Below are 23,753 nucleotides of genomic sequence, written 5' to 3'. Positions count from 1 at the left end.
AACGTTTTTCGGAGGTACACAATGAAACTCAACTGCGATATGGGCGAAAGCTTCGGCGCCTGGACCAAAGGTATGGATGCCGACGTCATGCCCTACATTGATATGGCCAGCATTGCCTGCGGGTTTCATGCATCCGACCCGCTGACCATGGACCACACCGTGAAACTGGCGCTGGCCCAGAACGTTACCATTGGCGCCCATCCCGGTTATCCGGACCTGCTCGGTTTTGGCCGGCGGGACATGGACTGCCGACCGGACGAACTCAAGGCCATTCTGGTGTACCAGATGGCTGCCTTGAACGGCATCTGCCAGGTTCATGGCACGTCCATTTCCTACGTAAAGCCCCATGGAGCGCTGTATAACCGGATGATGGTAGATAACACCACGCTGTCCGTCGTCATGTCCGCAGTGCACGCCTACGCACCACAATGCCCTCTGGTAGTGATGGCCACACCGGAGTGGCAGCAGGTCAAGGACCGGGCAGACGAGTACGGCATTGAGGTCTGGTTCGAGGCATTTTCTGATCGCGCCTACAGCGACGAGGGCAGACTGGTAAAACGGACGGTTCGCGGCGCTGTCCATGAGACCACGGAAGCTATCGAAAAACAGGTTACCCAGATCATGCAGGACGGGACCGTAACCACAATATCGGGCAAACGCATTCCGATCAAAGCCGACACCATCTGCATTCACGGCGACAGCCATCATGCTGTCGATGTGGCACGGCACATGCGCCAGGTTGTTGAAACACTATGAGAATCGAGTCGGTCAACGAAAACACCTGCATGGTGTATTTTGGCGACCAGATAGGGGCCGAATCCGCAGGGCTGGTGAAACAGGCAACCGACCGTTTACGCCGCGACATGTCGGATCTCATTGTCGACCTGGTGCCGTCTTACACGTCGATTCTGGTGACCTGGAATCTGGAACAGGCTGACCGGTTTGCCATTACCCGCCGATTGCGAGCCGCAATGGAAGCCGGAGACAATGGCTCCGCCGGAGATGAGGCATCCCGCATCGTCGAGCTTCCGGTCTACTATGGTCCAGACGTGGGCCTGGATCTGGATGACGTCTGCGCGCACGCCGGACTGTCACCGCAGGAGGTGGTCCGCATCCACAGCGAGCAGCTCTACCAGGTTTATGCCATCGGTTTTGCGCCTGGCTTTGCCTACCTGGGCAGCACTGATGAACAGATCGCCATTCCCCGGAAATCCACCCCCAGACTGAAAGTGCCCACGGGCAGCGTCGGCATTGCAGGCACCCAAACCGCGATATACCCGAGCTGCACTCCCGGCGGCTGGCAGATCATCGGCCGCACGCCGCAGAAAATGGTTGATTGGGACAGCGACTCCCTGGCACTGGTGCAGGTGGGCGACCAGGTGCGCTTCAAAGCCATCAGCCGGGCCGAATTCATTGAGCTGGGAGGCAACCCCGATGAGCTTTGAGGTTCTCGAACCGGGCATGCTGGCCCTGATCCAGGATGCGGGTCGTTACGGCTACCAGCATACGGGCGTCACCACAGGTGGCCCCATGGACGAGTATGCGTTCTTTTGGGCAAACCGTCTGCTGGACAACGACCTTAACGCACCTCAGGTAGAGATCACCTTTGGCAAGTTCAGTCTTCTGGCACTGGATGACACCTGTATTGCGATTACCGGTGGCGATCTGGGCGCCCGGATCAATGACCGGGACATTGCCCCCTGGCGCACCTACCGCATCAACCAGGGCGACCGACTGAGTTTCGCCACCCCGGTCACCGGACTGCGGGCTTACCTGGCCGTCAGTGGCGGATTCCAGCCGGCAATGAAACTGGGTAGCTGCGCCACCGTCAGCCGTGAGGGTCTGGGTGGCATTGATGGCCATGGTTCAAAGCTGGCAAAAGGCGATCGACTGGCATGTAGCCGCACTGAAACCTTTATCGACGCATCTCTTCCGGAAATCGAAATACCCGATTACCGGAAGCCCCTTCGTCTGGGAGTCATCCCCGGTTATCAGTACCGGAATTTTCCACGCCTGCAACGTATGAAGTTTTTCTCTGGCGACTACGAAGTCAGCCAGAACATCGACCGCATGGGGTACCGGCTGAGGGGCGAGGCCATTCACTCTGAGCTGAACGGGATTATCTCGGAGGGGATCGGCTACGGCGCCATTCAGGTGCCCAGCGATGGCCAGCCAATTGTCCTGATGAAGGATCGGCAAACCATTGGTGGCTATCCGAAAATCGGTTGCCTGAGTGCGCTGGATGCGGGCCTGCTGGCCCAGAGGGCGCCCGGCACAAAGGTCAGCTTCTACCTTTCGGACGTTGCCGACGCTGAAGCCCGCAGAATGCTGTTTAACCAACGTCTGAAAACAGGCGCGCCCGGTATCAGGGCTAACTGACACCGGGCGCGTCTGTTCCGAGAACCGCCGCTTATTCGGAAGCGGCAATCAGGCTGGCGTTACCGCCTGCTGCGGTTGTGTCGACACACAGGTGACGTTCGATCACGAACCGCTGATCCAGGGTGTGCTCTGTGATCAGTGGCAGCAAGGCGCCGTCACGCCTGGCCAGTGCCTCCCGGTAATCCTTCAGGAGGGACTGAACGCCGCAGCTCACGACTGCTTCGAAGCCATCGACCGTCGCCAGTGCGTCCGGCGCGAGCAGGCCTTCCACGCCAGTAATCGGCAGTCCTGCCCTTGCAGCCTGATCCACAGTTCCCTGAACGCCTGGCGCAATCACCACCACTTTGTTGCCCTGAGACAACGCGGTACCCGCCTGCTCCAGGGCGGTTTCCCTGTCCGGCCCCAGGCAGAGCACCACACCGCGGGCATGGTTGGACAGACGGTTGGTTTCGCCAGTCGGCCCCGGCAACTCTTCCACGTGGGCATCCAGTGGTGCCGGGACATCCCCGAAGATGGGTTTGAGTGCTTCGATACGGGCCTCTGGCTTCTGGGTGCTGAGCTTGTCGAGCTGGCCGATCAGCTTCTGCAGCTGCTTCGCATCAATGGCCTTCGCGCCTGAATCCGCCTCACGCTCAACGGTTTCGGCTTTCAGGAAACGACGAACGTACTGCGGACCACCGGCCTTTGGCCCGGTCCCGGACAAACCTTCACCACCAAACGGCTGGGAGCCGACGATAGCGCCAATCTGGTTGCGGTTCACGTAAGTGTTCCCGACCTTGATCCGGCTGGTAATCCGCTCGACACGGCGATCAACCCGACTGTGAATACCAAAAGTCAGGCCATAGCCCTTGGCGTTGATCGAGTCCACCACCTTATCGATGTTTTTCGCCTCGAAGGTGGCCACATGGAGCACCGGCCCGAAGATCTCTTCTTCCAGCTCCTCGATACCGCTCACGCTGAGCACGGCGGGTGAAGCGAACAGCCCTTTCTCAGGAACCGGCAGTTTCTTCAACAGCTTGCCGTTGCGCTCGAACTTGTCGCAGTGGTCCACAATTTTCTTGCGGGCGTTCTCATCGATCACCGGCCCCACATCGGTGGACAGCAACCAGGGGTCACCAATGCCCAGCTCTTCCATGGCGCCGTAGAGCATTTCCATAAGGCCGTCGGCGATGTCTTTCTGTACGTAAAGCATACGCAGGGCGGAACAGCGCTGGCCCGCACTCTGGAATGAGGACGCCAGTACGTCACGAACCACCTGCTCCGGCAACGCCGTGGAATCCACGATCATGGCGTTGAGACCACCGGTTTCCGCCACCAGCGGGGCATCCGGCGCCATGTTTTCGGTCATGACCTTGTTGATACGCTGGGCCGTGGCCGTGGAACCGGTAAAGCAGACCCCGGACACGCGGGGATCGGAGGTCAGCGCAGCACCCACGGTTGCACCAGTGCCTGGCAGCAGCTGAATGGCATCGGTCGGAATACCCGCCTGATGCATCAGTTCCACGGCACGAACCGCCAGCAGAGAGGTTTGCTCAGCCGGCTTGGCAACCACGGTATTACCGGCGGCCAGGTTGGCCAGAATCTGACCGGTGAAAATCGCCAGCGGGAAGTTCCAGGGCGAGATACAGCACATCACGCCCCGGGCGTCGCCACTGTCCTGATAGCGAATAGCCTCGTTGGCGTAAAACTGGGCAAAATCCACCGCCTCACGAACCTCCGCCACGGCATCCAGCAGTGATTTGCCGGCTTCACGGGTCGTCAAGGCGAACAGTTCGTCAACGTTCTCTTCGTACAGGTCTCCAACCTTACGGACACAAGCCGCCCGCTCTTCTGCGGACTTCTGGGACCAGCTCTTGAAACCAGCCGCCGCTGCGGTAATGGCAGTGTCTACATCGGCATCAGATGCCTGGGTAACATGCCCGACCAGATCGTCCGGATCCGCAGGATTGCGGACCACCTGGACTTCCATGCCGGCCACTTCTCCGGCAATCACCGGGCCGCCCTTCCAGCGGTATTCCTTGTAGGCACCCCGGCCCTGTTCAATCTCGTTCACGGTGACCGGATCGGTGATATCCCAACCCTTGGAGTTGCGACGCTGATCGCCGAACAGTTTGAACGGATGCACAATTGCCTTGCTGGAGATGTTTCTCCCCATTTCTTCAACGCTGACAATCGGATCCCTGGCGATTTCCTCAGGCGTAATGCTGGTGTCCACGATCTGATTTACGAACGAGCTGTTGGCTCCATTTTCCAGCAGTCGGCGCACCAGGTATGCAAGCAGGTCCTTGTGAGGACCGACAGGTGCATAGATGCGACAGGGCACACCGCTGGCCTTCAGGACCTCATTATGAAGGGACTCACCCATGCCGTGCAGACGCTGGAACTCGTAGTTGTCCACGCCCCTGGTTTTGGCCAGTTCAAGAATGGAGGACACCGAATGGGCGTTATGGGTCGCGAACTGCGGGTAGATGCGGTTCGTCATGTTCAGCAGTTTGGTGGCACAGGAGATATAGGACACGTCACTGCAGGCCTTGCGGGTAAACACCGGAAATCCGTCCAGACCCATCACCTGGGCACGCTTGATTTCGGCATCCCAGTAGGCACCTTTCACCAGCCGCACCATGAATTTCCGGTCGTACTTTTCAGCGAGGCCGTAGAGCCAGTCAATCACAAACGGAGAACGCTTGCCGTAGGCCTGAACCACCACGCCGAAGCCATCCCAGCCTGCCAGCTCGGGGTCTGCCACCAGGGCTTCGATCACATCCAGAGACAGATCCAGACGATCCTGCTCCTCAGCATCGATATTGAACCCCATGTTGGCCGCCGCTGCCTTCTTGACCAGATCGCGGGCCCTCGGCAGCAACTCATTCATGACCCGTTCTTTATTCCCGTACTCGTAACGGGCCAGCAGGGCAGAGAGCTTGACCGAGATACCCGGGTTCTTGCGCACATCCCCCTGGCTTGCCCTGGCAATGCTGTCGATGGCATTGCTGTAGGAATCGTAATAACGTTTGGCGTCATCGTCCGTACGCGCAGCCTCACCCAGCATGTCATAGGAGTAGGTATACCCCTTGGCCATGTAGTCTTTGGCTTCTTCCTGGGCTTCATCAATATCGCGGCCCAGAACAAACTGGCGCCCCATCTCTTTCATGGCCTGACCAGCGACGGTCCGAATGACCGGCTCGCCGAAGCGCTTGAGCAGCTTGCGCAGGGTTTCGCCCACAGTGTTGCGTTCTGAGTCCTTCAGCAGGTTGCTGGTCATCAGAAGGGCAACCGTGGCAGTGTTGATCAGTGACGAAGACGCCTTGCCCACATGCGTGCCCCAGGCACCGGAAGTGATTTTGTCTTCGATCAGCTCATGAATGGTCGTATTGTCGGGCACGCGCAACAGCGCCTCGGCCAGACACATCAGGGCAACGCCTTCCTTGGTGGTCAGACCGTACTCAGCCAGGAACTTTTCCATGATGGTGGACTTGGCATTCTTGCGGACGCCGCGTACCAGCTCCGCCGCACGGGCAGAGATGGCAGCGCGCTCTTCCTGGGACAACTGGGCACCGGCAATCATCTCGTGAATCACGGCATGCTCATCAGCGAGATAATAATCACGAATCGCCTGCCGGCTATCGACAAGCTCGGGCGTCTGTGACTGCTGTGGTCTCATAGTTGTACCCTCTCGATTGTTTTGTCTTCGTCGCATTCTACCGAGATCAACAAAGACTATTTCTCCTTAAAAACCAAAAAAGCATGCCTTTACGTCTTTTTTCGGGCAATCCTACATTACCAATCATTCAGGCAAAACCTAATTAATGGGTGTTTTTCCTGCCCGACACTGCTAAGCGGCTTTCTGTGCCAGCTCTCTGAGCACGCCATGTGCGACCGAGAAAACAGCGCAATCCACGTCGCTCGCGGCCTGCATGTCATCCAGCATTCGCTCCCATCGGCCGAGCAACATCCGCTTATCTTCACTCCAGGCTTCAAGGCGTCCCTCCGGTGTACCTTCGCCGTGCCACGGCCCGGTAAACACACTGGATGTCAGGTTCCGCAACTGATGGTCCAGCTCATCCCGGAAATGGATCGTCGCCAGCACCTGCCAGTGACTGCTCGCACGGAAGGCTCGCATTTGCCGATCAAGCCAGGTCAGGTTCAGTTTCTCCCCCAGGCTGAAATACACAGACGCCACGGAGAGCAACTCCTGATCCAGCTGACGGGCAATGTCGATCATGTCCATCAACCAGTAACGACTCTCTGCCGACGCACACCACGCCGATAAATCCTCCGGCACCATTCGCTCACAATACTCAGCATAGCGTTCATACCAGCGACTCGCAGGAATCACCGACTCGAGACTGTCTTTTGAAGCCAGCACATCCGCAAGCGGTGCCCGGTAATGATCGATACAGGTAACCGGATCCAGCGCCTGCCGACGGTTCTGCAACAACCAGTTGGTGCTCCGGGTCACCAGATGAATAGCATCGGCAAACAGCTCCGCCTGAACGCCAGCACCGACGTTTCCATCCAGCGATTCGATAGCTTCCCAGTGTGCGTCCACCTCGTGGATCCGCAGGGAGATCAGGTACGCCGAGGCAATGCGCCCGGCATCAGCCCCGGTTGTGCTTCGAATCCGGTCGAACCAGGTAATCCCCATGCGATTCACCATATCGTTGGCAATCTGTGTTGCCGAGATTTCGGCCCGCAAAGGGTGGGCCTCAACCGCTTCCGGGAAAGCGGTCAACAGGGATGCCGGAAAGGCCGAATGCAGCGCCGAATTGAACCGCGCGTCATGCACGATAGGGGATGCGACCAGAACCTGCTTGAGCTCAATCTTTGCATAGGACACCAGAACCGCCAGCTCTGGGCGGGTCAGCCCTGCACCGGTTTCCCGCCGGGCCTGCATCTCTTCATCGGAGGGCAGAAACTCCAGTCCGCGGTCGAGCTTGCCGTCGGTTTCAAGCCGACGCATCAGACGGTCATACTGGTCTTCGGTGGCAACCGCGGGATTCCGGGCAAGGTTAAGCGCCATCGCCTGCCGGTAGTTGTTGCGCAATACCAGTTCGGCCACTTCGGGGGTCATGGCCCGGAGCATTGCATTACGCTCCCGAAGCGACATCTCCTGCCGATTAACCAGGTCATTGAGCAGGATTTTGATGTTTACCTCGTGGTCGGAACAGTCGACTCCACCCGCGTTGTCGATGAAATCACTGTTCACGGCGCCTCCGCGACGGGCGAAGTCGATCCGCGCGCGCTGGGTGACACCCAGGTTGCCTCCCTCGCCCAGAACCTTGCAGCGCAACTCGGTGCTGTCCACTCGCAGGGCGTCATTGGCCTTGTCGCCCACCTCTTCATGCGATTCGGAAGGTGCCTTCACATAAGTGCCGATACCACCATTCCACAGCATGTCCACCGGCGCCCTCAACAGAGCGCTGATCAGGTCAGCGGGTGACAGCGTCCGCGCCCTGATTCCCAGCGCCTTGCGCATTTGCGCAGACACCGGGATGGCTTTCATGGCGCGGGAAAATACACCGCCGCCCTCGCTGATCAGCCGTGCGTCATAGTCGGCCCAGGTCGATCCGGGCAGGCTAAAAAGGCGCTGCCTTTCCTGGAAAGACGCCGCCGCATCCGGAGTCGGGTCGAGGAAGATATGCTGGTGATTGAAGGCGCCAACCAGCCGAATCCGATCTGACAGCAGCATGCCATTGCCAAACACATCCCCGGCCATATCCCCGATGCCCACAACGGTAAATTCGTCCTTCTGGATATCGGTGCCTTTCTCGAGAAAGTGCCGCTTCACCGATTCCCACGCACCCCGGGCGGTAATGCCCATCTTCTTATGGTCATAGCCCTCGCTGCCACCGGAAGCGAACGCATCCCCGAGCCAGAAGCCGTATTCGGCGGCGAGCGTGTTGGCGATATCGGAAAACGTGGCTGTCCCCTTGTCGGCGGCAACCACCAGATAAGTGTCATCATCATCGTAGCGAACGACGTTGTCCGGTGGCACAACCTTGCCGTCGTCCAGATTGTCCGTGATATCCAGAAGCCCGCGAATGAATGTCTGATAGCAGGCGACACCTTCTTCTCTCAGAGCCTCCCGGGACCCACTCTGAGGCGGTCGTTTCACCACGAAACCGCCTTTGGCTCCGGCGGGAACAATTACAGAGTTCTTGACCTGCTGGGCCTTAACCAGACCAAGGATCTCGGTACGATAATCCTCAATACGGTCTGACCACCGGAGGCCACCCCTTGCCACTGGCCCGGACCGCAAATGCACGCCTTCAACCCTTGGCGAATAGACGAAAATCTCGAATCTGGGCCTCGGGCGAGGAATATCCGGAATAGCGGACGGATCCAGTTTGAGAGAAAGATAGGCCGGTATTCCACCGTCTTCCCGGAACTGAAAGTAGTTTGTTCGAAGGGTTGCCCGGATAACCATGAAGAAGCGTCGAAGAATGCGGTCATCATCCAGGCTGTCCACGGCCTCAAGCGCACCCTGAAGCTCAGATTCAAGCCGCTCGATCTTTGCCTTTCGCCCTCTCACATCGGGCTGGAACCGGCTGAAAAAGAAAGCGACAAGCCTGGAGGTTATGCCAGGATGACGAGCCAGGGTTTCGGCGATGAACGGCTGACTGAATCCGAACCGGAGCTGCTTGATATAGCGGGCATACGCTCTGATCAGAGCCACTTCGCGCCACCCCAGACCACACAGCATGATCAGTTGGTTGAAGTCATCATTCTCGGCAAAACCGTTCCAGATTTCCCGGAACGCCGACTGGATGAGCGGGCGGGCGGTATCCAGGTCTGCGCTCCGACAGCGGGCGTGAAGCTCAACGGTAAAATCACTGACACCAAAGTTTTCGCCGTCCCGGCGCCGCACACGATATGGATGCTCCCCGAGCACCCGCATTCCCAGATTTTCCAGAATCGGTATCACGTCCGACAGGACAACCGGCTGGCCTTCGCTGTACAGCTTGAAATGGAACCCGGTCTCGTCCGGATCGCGGGGCTGGTAAAAACGCATGGGCACGTCGGAGCTCACCGCGATGGACTGAATCTGCTCGATATCAGCAAGGGCTTCCGAAACCGGGAATCTGGCCCGGTATGTCGACGGAAAACCACCACTGAACCCCTGCGCATAGCGCCCGCCAATGGCGTCGCCAAAACACTGAACCAGTTCACCATGGAGGTCGTCATCCCAGGATCGGGATTCCTCAACCATCCGGGCCACAATCTCCCGCAACTCAAGGGAGTCTCCATTGTCGGAGGCCTGATGCTGGAGGACATCGGCAAGCTGTTCCAGTAGGGTTTGTTTTTGTAATGCGCGTGAATCGGTCATCGAAACTCTCCGGACGTTTCATACGTTCGAGCTGGGCTGGTTTACCCGTCAGTATACGCAAGCCAAGAAAGTCGCTTTGACCATATAGTTTCGAAATAGAGGAGTTTCGATTATATTTAAAGAATGATTTAGCCGTTAATCCAGCCTGGAACCAAGAACATGGCCGAATTGGATAGAATAGACCAATCCATTATTCGCGAACTGCAGAAAAATTCCCGAATCACGGTGACTGAACTTGCGTCCCGGGTGGGCCTTTCCAAAACCCCCTGCCAGGTACGGATGCGCCGGCTTGAGGAGCATGGATATGTTACCGGGTATACGGCTCTGGTGAACCAGACCAAACTGGGCCTCAGCCACATTGCCTTTGCGCAGGTCACATTGAATGACACCAGCAGCAACGCTCTCTCGGCCTTCAACAAAGCCGTCCAGAATGTATCCGCAGTGGAGCAATGCCACATGATTGCCGGCAACTTCGACTATCTGTTGAAAGTCAGAACCCGCAACATGCAGGAATACCGGCAGGTTCTGGGGGAGGAGATTTCAGCCCTGCCCCATGTGCTTCAGACCAGCACCTTCGTGGTCATGGAAAATGTCAAAGACGCCGGACTGTAAGAGCCGCAAGTCACAATCCGACGCCGATGGTCACTCAGACTGTTCGTACTTGGGCTTGTACCCTCCGGCATCCACTCTGGCCCGGCCTGTTTCGGCCTCGGCAAGGGGCTGAACTTCCTCCAGACTGGCCAGTGAACGCAGCGTAAGCCGCTGGTACTCCTCGGTTCCCTTTTTCTTCCAGGCAATTTCCTTGTCGCTGAGCATCCGCATTACCCTGGCGGGTGAGCCAACAATCAGTGAGCCCGGCTCGCAGGTAAACTTTGCTTTCACAAAGGCGCAGGCGCCAACAATAGAGCGAGGTGCAATGTGGGCCTCATCCATCACGACAGCATTCATCCCGACCATGGCATCCGCGCCGACGATGCAGCCATGCAGAATCGCGCCGTGCCCGACGTGGCCATTCTGCTCGACAATTGTGTCCATTCCGGGGAAGGCATGCATCACACAGGTATCCTGAACATTGGAACCCTGCTTGAGAACGATCCGCCCGAAATCTGCACGTAACGAGGCTGCAGGCCCTACGTAGCAGTCTGGCCCAATCCAGACATCACCAATCAGGACAGCCGTTGGATGCACATAGGCGGACGGGTGAACGACGGGAACAACGCCTTCTATACTGTAACTGGGCATATCGGCCTCCTGAGCAAAAGGGCCCTGCTGCGATCAACCCTGAACCGGACTGAAACATGGGACCCAAATATTTATTGTGATTGATTTTCTGTATCACATTACTCTTTTCCGGCATATTTTTCACACCCCGAGACCCGATCCGGACGCAAAAACTCCTGATATCAAGGCATCAAACTCAAAGCGTACATAATTTTATAACGTATTTTCAGACACATAGAACTAACCGTCTATCACATTCGGTCAACGTGATACAGAACAACGCATGCACAATCCTTGACGAGTATCAATTCTAAGATATACTCATTTCCCACAATTGATAGCACCGTGTCTCGCCAGGACACCCTTCAAGCTATCCACCTACAACAAACAACAGGACAACAACGCCATGACTCAGCCGAGCATTCTTCTTGAAATCGATCAGGGCGTGGCTCTGCTAACCCTGAACCGTCCGGACAGCCTGAACAGTTTCAATGTTGAAATGCACGAACGCATGCGCGATGCCATCAGCACCGTGCGCAAGGATGAGTCTGTCCGTGTACTGGTCATAACCGGCTCCGGCCGCGGCTTTTGCGCGGGGCAGGACCTATCCGACCGCAGCGTATCCCCGGACCAGGAAATGCCGGATCTGGGCGTCTCTCTGGAGATGTACTACAACCCTCTGATGCGAAGCCTGCGGGATCTGCCTATGCCCGTACTCTGCGCCGTAAACGGTGTGGCGGCTGGCGCTGGCGCCAACATTGCCCTCGCCTGCGACATCACCCTTGCCGCCCGCTCAGCCAGCTTCGTTCAGGCCTTCTGCAAATTGGGGCTGGTGCCCGATTCCGGTGGCACCTGGACCCTGCCCCGCGTGGCCGGCATGGCCCGCGCCAAAGGCATGGCGCTTCTTGGCGAGAAAATCAGCGCCGAACAGGCGGAAAACTGGGGCATGATCTGGCGTTGCGTCGATAACGAGCAACTCATGGAAGAGACCATGAAGCTTGCCCGTCATTTCGCGACCCAGCCGACCAAAGGCCTTGCCCTGATCAAGCGGGCGCTGCACGCCAGCGCCGCCAATACCTTTGAAGAACAGATCAACCTGGAGCGGGACCTCCAGCGCATGGCCGGGCAGACCGAAGATTACCGCGAGGGCGTTGCCGCCTTCATGGAAAAACGCACGCCGAACTTCAAGGGGAAATAAGTCATGCCGGCACTGGACACCCAAACCAAAGTTGCCGTGGTCGGCGCCGGGGCTATGGGCTCAGGCATCGCCCAGGTAGCTGCCCAGGCAGGCCATCAGGTTTACCTGCACGATCAGAGAGACGGTGCCGCTGAAGCGGGCCGTGACGGTATTGCCAGACAGCTGCAGCGTCGTGTCGACAAGGGCAAGATGCAGCAACAGGAGCTGGACGACGTTATTGACCGGATTCAGCCGGTCGCAAATCTGGAAGATGTCGCAGACGCCGGTCTGGTCATCGAGGCCATTATCGAAGACCTTCAGATTAAACGTCAGTTGCTGGCAAACCTGGAAAAGCTGTGCGCCGGGGAGACCATTCTCGCCACCAACACCTCATCCATTTCCGTGACCGCTCTCGGCGCAGAAATGCAGAAGCCTGAACGCCTCGTGGGCATGCACTTCTTCAACCCAGCCCCCCTGATGGCGCTGGTGGAAGTGGTGATGGGACTCGCCACCAGCAAGCCCGTTGCCGACACTGTTCACGCCACGGCATGCGCCTGGGGCAAGAAGCCGGTCTACGCAACCTCTACTCCCGGCTTTATCGTAAATCGTGTAGCCCGTCCGTTTTATGCAGAAAGCCTGCGCCTGCTGCAGGAACAGGCTACCGATGCCGCCACGCTGGATGCCATCATTCGAGAAGCGGGTCAATTCCGGATGGGTGCATTCGAACTGACAGACCTGATCGGCCACGACGTCAACTACGCCGTCACCAACTCGGTTTTCAATGCCTATTTCCAGGACCCGCGTTTTCTGCCATCACTGATCCAGAGAGAACTGGTAGAAGCCGGCCGACTTGGCCGCAAGAGCGGTCAGGGGTTTTACCCGTATGGCGAGGGTGCTGAAAAACCTCAACCACAGACCGAGCCGGGCCATCAATCCGATGAGACCGTCGTCATAGCAGAAGGCAATCCCGGTGCAGCAACACCACTGCTGGAGCGGATGAAAGCCGCCGGCCTGACCGTTATCGAGCGAGACGGCCCAGGCCAGATTCGCTTCGGCGATGCCGTACTGGCACTGACCGACGGCCGAATGGCCACCGAGCGCGCCGCCAGCGATGGCATCTCCAATCTTGTTCTTTTTGATCTGGCCTTTGACTACAGCAAAGCAACCAGGCTTGCCCTGGCTCCGGCAGAGCAAGCGTCCGACGCGGCAATAGCCTGTGCCTGCGCGCTCCTGCAAAAAGCCGGGATTGCCGTCAGCCTGATTGCCGACCGCCCGGGTCTGGTGGTCATGCGCACCGTGGCCATGCTGGCCAACGAAGCCGCCGACGCCGCCCTGCAGGGTGTTGCAACAGTTGCAGACATTGACCTGGCCATGAAAGCGGGCCTGAACTATCCCGACGGCCCCTTGAGCTGGAGTGACAGACTGGGCGCGGGACACGTATTCAAGGTGCTCACCAACATCCAGAACAGCTACGCAGAAGACCGCTACCGCCCTGCCCTGCTGCTCCGGAAGAATGCATTTGCACAGAAGGGGTTCTATTCATGAGCGAGATGGATCCGCAAACACTCGCCGAAGAATGCGCCAAAAGCATGTTCGCGCGGGACCGAGCCAGCCAGAAGCTGGGCATGAACATTGAGTCTGTGGCACCGGGCAAAGCGGTGCTCACCATGACAGTCACCGGCGACATGATCCAGGGCCATGGTTCCTGCCATGGTGGCTATCTGTTCACCCTCGCCGATTCCGCCTTTGCGTTTGCCTGCAACAGCTACGACCGGGCCACCGTCGCCTCAGGTTGCAGCATTGACTACATGTACGGCGCGAAAGAAGGCGACCGGCTGACCGCCACCGCCGAAGAACAGGCCCGCGGCGGTCGCACCGGCGTTTACGACATTTCTCTCACCAATCAGGACGGCCGCAAGGTTGCCCTTTTCCGGGGCCGCTCCTATGAGGTTCGCGGCACAGTACGCAATTCGGAGGAAACTGCATGAGCACCGACAATTCCCTTAAAGACGCTTACATCGTCGATGCCATCCGCACTCCCATCGGTCGTTACGGCGGCGCCCTCTCATCCGTCCGAGCCGATGACCTGGGCGCCATCCCGATCAGGGCGTTGACCGAAAGGCACCCGGATCTTGACTGGTCGAAAGTCGACGACGTGCTCTACGGTTGCGCCAATCAGGCCGGTGAAGACAACCGTGATGTCGCCCGCATGTCCCTGCTGCTGGCAGGCCTGCCGGTAGATGTTCCAGGCAGCACCATCAACCGTCTGTGCGGCTCCGGTATGGATGCAATCGGAAGTGCAGCCCGGGCAATCCGCACCGGAGAAACCCAACTGATGATTGCCGGCGGCGTAGAGTCCATGTCACGGGCCCCCTTTGTTATGGGCAAGGCCGAGTCGGCGTTCAGCCGAAAGGCGGAGATTTTCGACACCACCATCGGCTGGCGTTTCGTCAACCCGGTGCTGAAGAAGCAATATGGAATCGACTCCATGCCGGAAACAGCAGAGAACGTCGCGGCTGATTTCGACATTTCCAGGGAAGATCAGGATGCGTTCGCTCTGCGCAGCCAGCAGCGCACCGCCGCAGCTCAGCAGGCCGGCCGATTTGGTAGTGAGATCACTCCAGTGACCATTCCTCGTCGCAAGCAGGACCCATTGGTGGTGGACACCGACGAACACCCCAGGGAAACCAGCCTTGAAAAACTGGCCTCTTTGCCAACCCCGTTCCGTGAAAACGGCACGGTCACAGCGGGCAATGCCTCCGGTGTCAACGACGGCGCCTGCGCCCTGCTCCTGGCCGGACCCGATGCGCTCAAACAATACAACCTGAAGCCCCGCGCCCGGATTGTCGCCATGTCGACCGCCGGCGTCGAGCCACGGATTATGGGCTTTGGCCCGGCACCAGCGACCCGCAAGGTTCTGGCAACCGCTGGCCTGGAGCTGGCTGACATGGACGTGATTGAGCTGAACGAGGCCTTTGCAGCCCAGGCCCTCGCAGTAACCCGCGATCTCGGTCTGCCAGATGACGCAGAGCACGTTAATCCCAACGGTGGAGCCATTGCTCTGGGCCACCCACTGGGCATGAGCGGTGCCCGGCTTGTCACCACCGCCCTGAACGAGCTTGAGCGCCGCCACACTGCGGGTCAGAAAGCCCGGTATGCCCTCTGCACCATGTGCATCGGCGTCGGCCAGGGGATCGCCCTGATCATTGAACGTATGGATGCGATAGCCTGACACCACTGGTCAGAACAGAACAAAACAGAACAACGATTACTATCCGATAAGAACAAAGCAGGACAGAACCATGACCTTACCACTACAAAAACTTGGCAAACTTGACCGCATGGAGACCGCCAGCCTTGACGAGCTCCGGCACGAACAGCTACAGCGCCTGCGCTGGAGCCTGGTCCATGCCTACACCAACGTGCCCTTCTATCGCAAAGCCTTCGATGACATCGGCCTCAAGCCGATGGATATTCATTCCCTGGATGATCTGGCCAACGTACCGTTTACCACCAAGGCGGATCTGCGCGACAACTACCCCTTCGGTATGTTTGCGACCCCCATGTCAGACGTGGTCCGGGTGCATGCGTCCAGCGGCACCACCGGCAAACCCACGGTGGTCGGTTACACCCAGAGTGACATCGACAACTGGGCAGATATTGTGGCCCGCTCGATCCGTGCCGGCGGCGGTTCCCGGGGCGACAAAGTCCATGTTTCCTACGGTTATGGCCTGTTCACCGGCGGCCTCGGCGCACACTACGGTGCCGAACGCCTTGGCTGTACCGTGATCCCCATGTCGGGCGGCCAGACCGAAAAACAGGTTCAGCTGATCAAAGACTTCGAGCCAGACATCATCATGGTCACGCCGTCTTACATGCTCAACATTGCCGATGAGATGGAGCGTCAGGGTATCGATCCTCACAAGCTTCCTTTGCGCCTTGGGATTTTCGGAGCAGAACCCTGGACCAACGCCATGCGTACCGAGATCGAGGAACGTCTTGGTATCCAGGCGCTGGACATCTATGGCTTGTCGGAAGTCATGGGCCCCGGCGTGGGTATGGAGTGCATTGAAACAAAAGACGGCCCCACCATCTGGGAAGACCACTTCTACCCGGAAATCATCAACCCGGAAACCGGTGAAGTCTTACCCGATGGCGAATACGGTGAACTGGTATTCACCTCGCTGACCAAGGTGGCTCTGCCAATTCTGCGCTACCGCACCCGGGATCTCACCCGCCTGCTGCCCGGTACCGCACGCCCCATGCGTCGAATCGACAAGATTACCGGCCGCAGCGATGACATGCTGATTATCCGTGGAGTGAACGTGTTCCCGAGCCAGATCGAGGAACAGGTTCTGAAGTGCGAGGCACTGGCTCCGCATTACGAGATCGAGGTTTACAAGGAAAGCAACCTGGACTGCGTGGACATCCGTACCGAGCTGAAGCCTGGCGCAACAGACAGCCCCGAAAGTCGTGCCACCGCGGCCAGAGAACTGGCCCATCACATCAAGTCCTACATCGGCATCAGCACTCGTGTCGAGGTGGTTGAACCTAATCGTCTGGCGCGCTCGGAAGGCAAGGCCAAGCGAGTATTTGACCGCCGAAACAAGTAGGCCTGCGTGCCCGGCAGAGGGTCAGACCGCATGTATTGCGGCTGACTCTCACGCCTGTATTGCCATTCTCTTCACAGAAGCGCCTATTTAATTTCACTTCCCTTTCGCTGATCTCAATAGCGTCTATATTCGTATCACATTTTTTATCTTTAAATTCAGACTCTTAATACACATTAAGGAATCGCATCCGTACAACCTGACACACAAAGACATTTCTTGATATTTATTCAGTATCATATAATATGGAGTCATCAGCCTTCAGCCCCTACTGAGGGCAACACTGTTTACGGACAACAGAACAACAAGCCCGATCCGGAGGTATTTGTTTATGTACGCCCAGCTCGTTGAAACCGGCGCCAAGCGCCTGAAGACCAAAGAAGAGATGTCGCCCGAAGAGCGCGAGTTTCAGGAAAAGGTCGACGCCGAAACCAAGATCGAAGCCAAGAACTGGATGCCGGAAGGTTATCGGAAAACGCTCATTCGCCAGATTTCCCAGCACGCCCACTCGGAAGTGGTTGGCATGCTGCCGGAAGGCAACTGGGTAACCCGGGCTCCCACGCTGAAGCGGAAACTTCAGCTGATGGCAAAAATCCAGGACGAAGCTGGCCACGGCCTGTATCTGTACAGCGCCATGGAAACCCTGGGCGCTGACCGTGATGAAGAAATCGAGAAGCTGCACCAGGGCAAAGCGAAGTACTCCAGCATTTTTAACTATCCGACCCTGAACTGGGCCGATATGGGAGCTGTTGGCTGGCTGGTGGATGGCGCCGCCATCGTGAACCAGGTGGTACTGCAGCGTACCTCTTATGGCCCCTACTCCCGTGCCATGATCCGCATCTGCAAGGAAGAGAGCTTCCATCAGCGTCAGGGTTACCAGATCCTGCTGGACATGATGCGCGAAGGCACTGAGGAGCAAAAAGCCATGGTGCAGGACGCCATCAACCGACTGTGGTGGCCGGCGCTGATGATGTTCGGTCCGCACGATGACGAGTCTCCAAACTCCCAGCAGTCCATGGCCTGGAAGATCAAACGAAAGAGCAACGACGAACTGCGTCAGATGTTCATCGATCAGACCGTGCCGCAGCTCGAGTTCCTTGGCTGCACTGCGCCGGATCCGGACCTGAAGTGGAACGAAGAAACCGGCCATTATGATTTCGGTGAAATCAACTGGCAGGAGTTCTACGACGTTCTCAAGGGCAACGGCCCCTGCAACCGCGAGCGCATCACCACTCGCAAGAAAGCAATTGACGAAGGCGCCTGGGTCCGTGAAGCGGCCGTCGCCTATGCCGAAAAACAAAAACAGCGCTCACAAGCCGCTTGATACCGGAGGAATACACTATGTCTGAATGGCGCCTTTACGAAGTCTTTGTTCGGTCCAAGCACGGCCTGAACCACAAACACGTTGGCAGCGTGCATGCCGCTGACGCCGAGATGGCCATGGAAAATGCCCGTGAACTCTACACCCGCCGTAGCGAAGGCGTAAGCATCTGGGTCGTTCCCTCCGACACGATCACGGCGTCCGCGTCTGACGAGAAGGAAGTGCTTTTCGACCCGTCGGAAGACAAGGTTTACCGGCACGCTTCCTTTTACAAGCTGCCCGATGAAGTCGGACACATGTAAGGAGCGGTTCCAGTGACACAAGCAGAAGCCCTGAAAGAATACCTGCTGCGCCTGGCAGACTCCGACATGATCCTGGGTCAGCGCCTGTCCGAGCTGTGCGGCAAGGCCCCGGCGCTTGAGGAAGAACTGGCCCTGATGAACGTTGCCCTCGACCTCATCGGTCAGGCCCGCAACTGGTACGAGTACGCCGCCGAGCTGATCGACGATGGCCGCGATGCAGACAAGCTGGCGTTCCGCCGGGATGCCCATGACTTCCGTAACCTGTTGCTCACCGAGCAGCCTAACGAAGATTACGCCGTTACCATGGGCCGCCAGTTCTTCTTCGACGCGTGGCACTACTTCACGCTCAAAAGCCTGACCGGATCCAGTGACGAGCGTATTGCCAGTATCGCGGCAAAGGCCGTGAAAGAGGCAACCTACCACCTGCGCCGCTCCTCGGAGTGGGTAAAGCGCCTGGGTGATGGCACCGAAGAGAGCCACCGCCGCATGCAGGATGCCGTTGATATCCTCTGGCGTTTTACCGGCGAACTGATTACCCCGGACGACACCGATCGTGTCATGGCCGAGGCGGGCATTGGCCCGAACCCCGACCAACTGGCCGAAGACTGGCGAGGCATGGTGAACGAAGTGCTGACCCAGGCAACCCTGACACCGGGTGCGGAAGACGCCTGGATGTATATGGGTGGCAAACACGGCGAACACACCGAACACCTCGGTTTCATCCTGGCAGAAATGCAGTTCCTGCAGAGGGCCTATCCCGATGCCACAACATGGTGATTCAGACAGCCGGTCAGCTGTCGACATTCTGATTGCCAGCGATCGGGTGCCGGCCAATGCCCGCCCCGATCTGCTGACAGAAAACGACATCTGGGCACTTCTGGAAGAGGTCAAAGACCCGGAAGTGCCGGCAGTGAGTGTTGTTGAGCTCGGCATTGTCCGGGCTGTTCGCTGGGACGGAAAAACACTGTCCATCGACGTAACACCAACCTACTCCGGCTGCCCGGCCACCGAATTGATTGAGGAACTGATTGCCGAAGCCATGCGTGCTGCCGGCTTCCGGGATCCCGAGATCAATCAGGTGCTGACCCCTGCCTGGACTACCGACTGGATTACAGACGAAGGCAAAGAAAAGCTCAGGGCATTCGGAATCGCGCCCCCCGAAGGCAGCTCCAGCAAAATGAGCCTGCTCGGGGAATCGGACGTCATTGCCTGCCCCCACTGTGGCAGCAAGGACACCGAACGGGTCAGCGAGTTCGGGTCCACCGCCTGCAAAGCCCTGTACCGTTGCAAGGAATGCCTCGAGCCCTTCGACTATTTCAAATGCATCTAGAGCCGATACGATCATGAACAAATTCTACTCACTGACCCTCAAAGAGGTCAGACCTGAAACAAAAAACGCCGTATCACTTGCTTTTGACGTGCCGGAAGATCTGGCAGACAAGTTCCATTACCAGCAGGGCCAGCATCTGGTTGTGCGGACCAAACTCGATGGCGAGGAAGTTCGTCGCTCCTATTCGATTTGCCGCAGCGTTAAGGACCAGGAACTGCGTATTGCCGTCAAACAGGTTTCCGGCGGCCGCTTCTCCACGTTTGCCAACGAGCAGCTGAAACCCGGCCAGACTCTGGAGGTCATGCCGCCGCAGGGGCATTTCTCCATCGATCTGGACCCGGAACGTGAAGGCAATTATCTGGCCGTTGCCGCCGGCAGTGGCATCACCCCGATCCTGTCGATCGTGAAGACCACGCTGGAAACCGAGCCCAAAAGTGAGCTCACCCTGTTCTACGGCAACAAGGCCACCAGCAGCACCATGTTCCGTGACGAGCTGCAGGACCTGAAGAACGAGTACATGTCCCGCCTGAATCTGGTGTACATCTTCACCCGCGAAGAGCAGGACATCGACCTGTACAACGGCCGCATTGATCACGAGAAATGCGACAAGCTGTTCGACCACTGGATCAATGCCAAAGAGCTGACTGCAGCCTTCATCTGTGGCCCCCAGCTGATGACCGAGACAGTGCGGGACTCACTGCTCAGGCACGGCATGGAAAAGAGCAAGATCCACTTTGAGCTGTTCACGCCGGCCGATGGCGTCCCTCAGGCCCGGAAAGACCGGGATCCGGCCCACGTTGATCCCCAGTCAATCAGCGAAGTGACCGTCATTGCCGATGGACGCACCCTGACCTTTCCACTGGTACGCGACACCAAAAGCATCCTCGATGCCGGCAATGAAGAAGGCGCTGATCTGCCCTATTCCTGCAAGGCTGGTGTCTGCTCCACCTGCCGCGCCAAAGTGGTGGAAGGCGAAGTGGAGATGGACCAGAACTTCGCTCTGGAAGACTACGAAGTGGACGCCGGCTACGTGCTCTCCTGTCAGTGCTACCCGATCAGCGACAAGGTGGTTCTGGACTACGACGAGATGTAGTTTCCGCCCCGACAACAAGACACAAGCAGGGCAAGTTCCGCAGCAACGGAGCTTGCCTTCGCCTTTCAGAAACGAATGGAGTATCCCATGTCAGTCCTGAAAAGTTTCATTGCCGGCCAGTGGGTCGGTGAAAAGCCCGCCAAAGCCCTGCCCAGCGCGGTAAACGGCGACATAATCGCCCACACCCACGACGACACCCTGGATTTCAGAAACGCCGTCGAGTATGGCCGCAAGGTCGGTGGCAAGAACCTGATGGCCATGGATTTCCAGGAACGAGCCCTGGCCCTGAAAGCCATGGCCCTGTACCTGCAGGAACACAAGAAAGAACTCTACGCCCTGTCGATGCATACCGGGTCCACCAGGGGCGATAACGGCATCGATATCGACGGTGGTTTTGGCACCCTGTTTTCCTATGCCAGTATGGGCCGCCGCGAGCTGCCCTCCGGCAATGTGGTCCACGAAGGACCGGTGACCCCGCTGGGCAAGAACAACCACTTTGCAGGCACCCATATCCTGGTGCCCCGTGGCGGTGTGGCGGTTCACATTGATGCCTACAATTTCCCGGTGTGGGGCATGCTGGAGAAGTTTGCGCCCACATTCCTGGCGGGCATGCCATCCATCGTGAAACCTGCCACCTCAACCTGCTACGTGACCGAACTGGCCGTTCGCCTGATGCAGGAATCCGGCGCGCTTCCTGAAGGCAGCCTGCAGCTGATCATCGGCAGCACCGGCGATCTGTTTGAGCACCTGGAAGAGCAGGACGTGGTGACGTTCACCGGTTCCGCCGCCACTGCCCGCAAGCTGCGCAACCATCCGAACATCATCAACCGTTCAATTCCGTTCAACGCGGAAGCGGATTCCCTGAACAGTGCAATCCTCGCCCCGGATGTCACCCCCGAGCACGAGGAATTCGACCTCTTCGTCAGGGAAGTGGGACGCGAGATGACCGCCAAGGCGGGTCAGAAATGTACCGCCATCCGCCGTGTACTGGTGCCGAAAGACCAGGTGGATGCGGTTTGTGAGAAGCTCAAGGAGCGGTTATCAAAAGTTACGGTGGGCGATCCTTCCGTGGAAGGCGTGCGAATGGGCGCCCTGGCATCCATCGACCAGCTGGAAGACGTGAAGGCCAACATCCAGGAACTGCTCAAGACCAGTGAGCTGGTGACCGGTGGCGAAGGTACCTTCGAGCCCACCGGCGACGGCACCGGGAAAGGCGCCTTCATCGAGCCGCACCTGCTGCTGTGCCGGAACCCGGAAAACGGCTGTGGCGCCCATGACATCGAGGCATTCGGCCCGGTTGCTACCGTGATTCCTTACGACACCATCGATGATGCTGTTGAGTTGTGTTCAAAAGGTCGCGGCTCCCTCGTCACCACCCTGACCACCCGTGACCCCGCCATTGCCGGCAAGGTCGCGCCACTTCTGGCCGCCTTCCATGGTCGTCTGCACCTGCTGGATGCCGAAGCGGCGAAAGAATCCACCGGTCACGGTTCCCCCTTGCCCATGCTCAAGCATGGCGGTCCGGGTCGCGCCGGTGGTGGTGAAGAACTGGGCGGTATCCGTGCGGTGCACCATTACCTGCAGCGCACTGCCATTCAGGGCTCTCCTAGCATGCTGGCCGCCGTTACGCGTGAGTATGTCCGCGGCGCAGCTCTTATCGAAACCGAAGTGCACCCGTTCCGTCGCCATTTCGAAGATCTGCAGATCAACGAGTCCCTGCTGACCCATCGCCGCACGGTGACGGAAGCAGACATCGTTAACTTCGGCTGCCTCTCCGGTGACCACTTCTACATGCATTTCGATGAACTTGCGGCCCGGGAATCCCAGTTCGGCAAGCGCATTGCTCACGGTTATTTTGTACTGTCGGCCGCGGCAGGCCTGTTCGTTTCTCCGGGCGAAGGTCCGGTGTTGGCGAACTACGGCCTGGATACACTGCGCTTCATTGAACCGGTGGCTCCGGGTGACACCATCCGGGCGCGGCTGACCTGCAAGCGCAAGATTGATCAGGGTCGGACTTCCCCCGACGGCCACCCCCAGGGTGTCGTTGTATGGGACGTCCAGGTAACCAACCAGAACGACGAGCTGGTTGCAAGCTACGACATCCTGACACTGGTTGCCAAAAAGCCCGAGTAACACCGGGCTTGCCTGCTTGCGCCCTGTCCTGGACCCCAGGGTGCAAGCGCGAGGCAAATAAAAGGGGGACAGGTCGCAAGACCTGTCCCCCTTTTATTTGTGTCGAGAAAACATCGGAGCGTTACATCCCCAGGTAGGCCTCCCGAACCTTCTCATTGCTGAGCAGATCACGGCCGGTTCCTTCGATCACAACCTTGCCCGTTTCCAGCACGTAACCGCGATCGGCCAGCGCCAGAGCCTGGGAAGCATTCTGCTCTACCAGGAAGATCGTAATACCCTCTTCCTTCAGTTCCTTTACGATGTTGAAGATCTCTTCGATGATCAGCGGCGCCAGGCCCATACTGGGCTCGTCCAGAAGCAGAAGTCTCGGCTTGGCCATCAGGGCACGCCCCATGGCCAGCATCTGCTGCTGACCACCGGACAGCTCACCCGCCAGGTTGTGGCGCTTCTGACGAAGGATCGGGAACTTCGTGTACATCCGCTCCAGATCGTCCATCACTTCAGGCGTCTTGCCCCGCGTGTAGGCGCCCAGCAGCAGGTTGTCATGGACACTCAGGTCCTTGAACACCTGCCGGCCCTCTGGCACCTGGACAATCCCACTGCCCACCCGCTGATCGGCACTTGTCTTCGACAGATCCTTACCCTCAAAGGTAATGGCTCCGCGGTCAGTGGGCTGCAGGCCGGAGATGGTCATCAACAGGGTTGATTTGCCGGCGCCGTTGGCGCCGACAAGCGAAACAATTTCGCCACTGTTGATGTGTATATCCACATCGTGCAGAACCTCAATCTGGCCGTAGGAAGTCACCAGCCCCTTGATAGACAGCATCTCCTGTTTGGCGTGGGGTGCAGTCACCCGCTCC

Annotated in this window: 19 protein-coding genes; 15 read left to right on the top strand and 4 right to left on the bottom strand. The window is 58.2% G+C overall.

Annotated features, from left to right (window positions below; genetic code table 11):
* Positions 1-21 precede the first annotated feature (21 nt).
* The 3 genes from KO499_RS08350 to KO499_RS08340 are packed head-to-tail and all read left to right on the top strand — an operon-like array spanning position 22 to position 2,379.
* Positions 22-756 (top strand): 5-oxoprolinase subunit PxpA, encoded by a 735-nt coding sequence (locus tag KO499_RS08350; RefSeq protein ID WP_215983231.1) that lies wholly within the window; start codon positions 22-24, stop codon positions 754-756.
* Positions 753-1,445 carry a 5-oxoprolinase subunit PxpB gene (pxpB, locus tag KO499_RS08345; protein WP_215983230.1) on the top strand — a complete coding sequence of 231 codons (693 nt, stop codon included), beginning with the start codon at positions 753-755 and terminating at the stop codon, positions 1,443-1,445. Before KO499_RS08350 ends, pxpB begins: the two co-directional genes overlap by 4 nt.
* Entirely contained in the window at positions 1,435-2,379 is a 945-nt protein-coding gene (locus KO499_RS08340) for a biotin-dependent carboxyltransferase family protein (RefSeq protein ID WP_215983229.1), read from the top strand. Before pxpB ends, KO499_RS08340 begins: the two co-directional genes overlap by 11 nt.
* A 31-nt stretch (positions 2,380-2,410) precedes the next feature.
* Here KO499_RS08340 and putA read toward each other — a convergent pair whose 3' ends face one another.
* Positions 2,411-6,040: a bifunctional proline dehydrogenase/L-glutamate gamma-semialdehyde dehydrogenase PutA gene (gene putA / locus KO499_RS08335; RefSeq protein WP_215983228.1), complete on the bottom strand. Its 3,630-nt coding sequence runs from the start codon at positions 6,038-6,040 to the stop codon at positions 2,411-2,413.
* A 171-nt stretch (positions 6,041-6,211) separates the two neighbouring features.
* A complete protein-coding gene (locus KO499_RS08330; protein ID WP_215983227.1) occupies positions 6,212-9,706 on the bottom strand; it encodes an NAD-glutamate dehydrogenase in 3,495 nt (1,164 codons plus the stop codon).
* A gap of 159 nt (positions 9,707-9,865) precedes the next feature.
* Here KO499_RS08330 and KO499_RS08325 point away from each other — a divergent pair, with 159 nt between their 5' ends.
* On the top strand, positions 9,866-10,318 hold the full coding sequence (locus KO499_RS08325) for an Lrp/AsnC ligand binding domain-containing protein (protein WP_215983226.1): 453 nt from the start codon (positions 9,866-9,868) through the stop codon (positions 10,316-10,318).
* Positions 10,319-10,348: 30 nt separating this feature from the next.
* On the opposite strand, the gene KO499_RS08320 is transcribed toward KO499_RS08325, so the two are convergent.
* A complete protein-coding gene (locus tag KO499_RS08320; protein ID WP_215983225.1) occupies positions 10,349-10,948 on the bottom strand; it encodes a phenylacetic acid degradation protein PaaY in 600 nt (199 codons plus the stop codon).
* A gap of 385 nt (positions 10,949-11,333) precedes the next feature.
* Here KO499_RS08320 and paaG point away from each other — a divergent pair, with 385 nt between their 5' ends.
* The 11 genes from paaG (at position 11,334) to paaZ (ending at position 22,893) form a co-directional block, all read left to right on the top strand.
* Entirely contained in the window at positions 11,334-12,125 is a 792-nt protein-coding gene (paaG, locus tag KO499_RS08315; RefSeq protein ID WP_215983224.1) for a 2-(1,2-epoxy-1,2-dihydrophenyl)acetyl-CoA isomerase PaaG, read from the top strand.
* 3 nt (positions 12,126-12,128) lie between these two features.
* Entirely contained in the window at positions 12,129-13,649 is a 1,521-nt protein-coding gene (gene paaH, locus KO499_RS08310) for a 3-hydroxyacyl-CoA dehydrogenase PaaH (protein ID WP_215983223.1), read from the top strand.
* A complete protein-coding gene (gene paaI, locus KO499_RS08305) occupies positions 13,646-14,092 on the top strand; it encodes a hydroxyphenylacetyl-CoA thioesterase PaaI (RefSeq protein WP_215983222.1) in 447 nt (148 codons plus the stop codon). The genes paaH and paaI overlap by 4 nt, the downstream gene beginning before the upstream one ends.
* Complete coding sequence (gene pcaF, locus KO499_RS08300; protein WP_215983221.1) at positions 14,089-15,336, top strand: 3-oxoadipyl-CoA thiolase; 1,248 nt, start codon at positions 14,089-14,091, stop codon at positions 15,334-15,336. Before paaI ends, pcaF begins: the two co-directional genes overlap by 4 nt.
* A gap of 70 nt (positions 15,337-15,406) precedes the next feature.
* A complete protein-coding gene (gene paaK, locus KO499_RS08295; protein WP_215983220.1) occupies positions 15,407-16,717 on the top strand; it encodes a phenylacetate--CoA ligase PaaK in 1,311 nt (436 codons plus the stop codon).
* 328 nt (positions 16,718-17,045) lie between these two features.
* Positions 17,046-18,038: a 1,2-phenylacetyl-CoA epoxidase subunit PaaA gene (gene paaA / locus KO499_RS08290; RefSeq protein ID WP_215983219.1), complete on the top strand. Its 993-nt coding sequence runs from the start codon at positions 17,046-17,048 to the stop codon at positions 18,036-18,038.
* Positions 18,039-18,055: 17 nt separating this feature from the next.
* Positions 18,056-18,337 (top strand): 1,2-phenylacetyl-CoA epoxidase subunit PaaB, encoded by a 282-nt coding sequence (gene paaB / locus KO499_RS08285; protein WP_215983218.1) that lies wholly within the window; start codon positions 18,056-18,058, stop codon positions 18,335-18,337.
* A gap of 12 nt (positions 18,338-18,349) precedes the next feature.
* Positions 18,350-19,114 (top strand): 1,2-phenylacetyl-CoA epoxidase subunit PaaC, encoded by a 765-nt coding sequence (gene paaC / locus KO499_RS08280; RefSeq protein ID WP_215983217.1) that lies wholly within the window; start codon positions 18,350-18,352, stop codon positions 19,112-19,114.
* Positions 19,098-19,667: a 1,2-phenylacetyl-CoA epoxidase subunit PaaD gene (paaD, locus tag KO499_RS08275; protein WP_215983216.1), complete on the top strand. Its 570-nt coding sequence runs from the start codon at positions 19,098-19,100 to the stop codon at positions 19,665-19,667. The genes paaC and paaD overlap by 17 nt, the downstream gene beginning before the upstream one ends.
* A gap of 13 nt (positions 19,668-19,680) precedes the next feature.
* Positions 19,681-20,760 (top strand): 1,2-phenylacetyl-CoA epoxidase subunit PaaE, encoded by a 1,080-nt coding sequence (gene paaE, locus KO499_RS08270; RefSeq protein ID WP_215983215.1) that lies wholly within the window; start codon positions 19,681-19,683, stop codon positions 20,758-20,760.
* Between the two features lie 87 nt (positions 20,761-20,847).
* Complete coding sequence (gene paaZ, locus KO499_RS08265; protein ID WP_215983214.1) at positions 20,848-22,893, top strand: phenylacetic acid degradation bifunctional protein PaaZ; 2,046 nt, start codon at positions 20,848-20,850, stop codon at positions 22,891-22,893.
* Between the two features lie 121 nt (positions 22,894-23,014).
* On the opposite strand, the gene KO499_RS19720 is transcribed toward paaZ, so the two are convergent.
* Entirely contained in the window at positions 23,015-23,719 is a 705-nt protein-coding gene (locus KO499_RS19720) for an ABC transporter ATP-binding protein (RefSeq protein ID WP_228339857.1), read from the bottom strand.
* Positions 23,720-23,753: the final 34 nt, after the last annotated feature.

Source organism: Marinobacter sp. F3R08 (assembly GCF_018860425.1).
GTDB lineage: Bacteria > Pseudomonadota > Gammaproteobacteria > Pseudomonadales > Oleiphilaceae > Marinobacter.
The sequence above is the reverse complement of the archived record's forward strand: the minus strand, read 5'-3'. Positions and strand labels throughout refer to the sequence as shown.

Bases quoted from the DNA above. Each gene is read 5' to 3' on its own strand.
- KO499_RS08350 (WP_215983231.1), top strand. From the start codon at position 22: ATGAAACTCAACTGCGATATGGGCGAAAGCTTCGGCGCCTGGACCAAA.
- pxpB (WP_215983230.1), top strand. From the start codon at position 753: ATGAGAATCGAGTCGGTCAACGAAAACACCTGCATGGTGTATTTTGGC.
- KO499_RS08340 (WP_215983229.1), top strand. From the start codon at position 1,435: ATGAGCTTTGAGGTTCTCGAACCGGGCATGCTGGCCCTGATCCAGGAT.
- putA (WP_215983228.1), bottom strand. From the start codon at position 6,040: ATGAGACCACAGCAGTCACAGACGCCCGAGCTTGTCGATAGCCGGCAG.
- KO499_RS08330 (WP_215983227.1), bottom strand. From the start codon at position 9,706: ATGACCGATTCACGCGCATTACAAAAACAAACCCTACTGGAACAGCTT.
- KO499_RS08325 (WP_215983226.1), top strand. From the start codon at position 9,866: ATGGCCGAATTGGATAGAATAGACCAATCCATTATTCGCGAACTGCAG.
- KO499_RS08320 (WP_215983225.1), bottom strand. From the start codon at position 10,948: ATGCCCAGTTACAGTATAGAAGGCGTTGTTCCCGTCGTTCACCCGTCC.
- paaG (WP_215983224.1), top strand. From the start codon at position 11,334: ATGACTCAGCCGAGCATTCTTCTTGAAATCGATCAGGGCGTGGCTCTG.
- paaH (WP_215983223.1), top strand. From the start codon at position 12,129: ATGCCGGCACTGGACACCCAAACCAAAGTTGCCGTGGTCGGCGCCGGG.
- paaI (WP_215983222.1), top strand. From the start codon at position 13,646: ATGAGCGAGATGGATCCGCAAACACTCGCCGAAGAATGCGCCAAAAGC.
- pcaF (WP_215983221.1), top strand. From the start codon at position 14,089: ATGAGCACCGACAATTCCCTTAAAGACGCTTACATCGTCGATGCCATC.
- paaK (WP_215983220.1), top strand. From the start codon at position 15,407: ATGACCTTACCACTACAAAAACTTGGCAAACTTGACCGCATGGAGACC.
- paaA (WP_215983219.1), top strand. From the start codon at position 17,046: ATGTACGCCCAGCTCGTTGAAACCGGCGCCAAGCGCCTGAAGACCAAA.
- paaB (WP_215983218.1), top strand. From the start codon at position 18,056: ATGTCTGAATGGCGCCTTTACGAAGTCTTTGTTCGGTCCAAGCACGGC.
- paaD (WP_215983216.1), top strand. From the start codon at position 19,098: ATGCCACAACATGGTGATTCAGACAGCCGGTCAGCTGTCGACATTCTG.
- paaE (WP_215983215.1), top strand. From the start codon at position 19,681: ATGAACAAATTCTACTCACTGACCCTCAAAGAGGTCAGACCTGAAACA.
- paaZ (WP_215983214.1), top strand. From the start codon at position 20,848: ATGTCAGTCCTGAAAAGTTTCATTGCCGGCCAGTGGGTCGGTGAAAAG.
- KO499_RS19720 (WP_228339857.1), bottom strand. From the start codon at position 23,719: ATGCTGTCTATCAAGGGGCTGGTGACTTCCTACGGCCAGATTGAGGTT.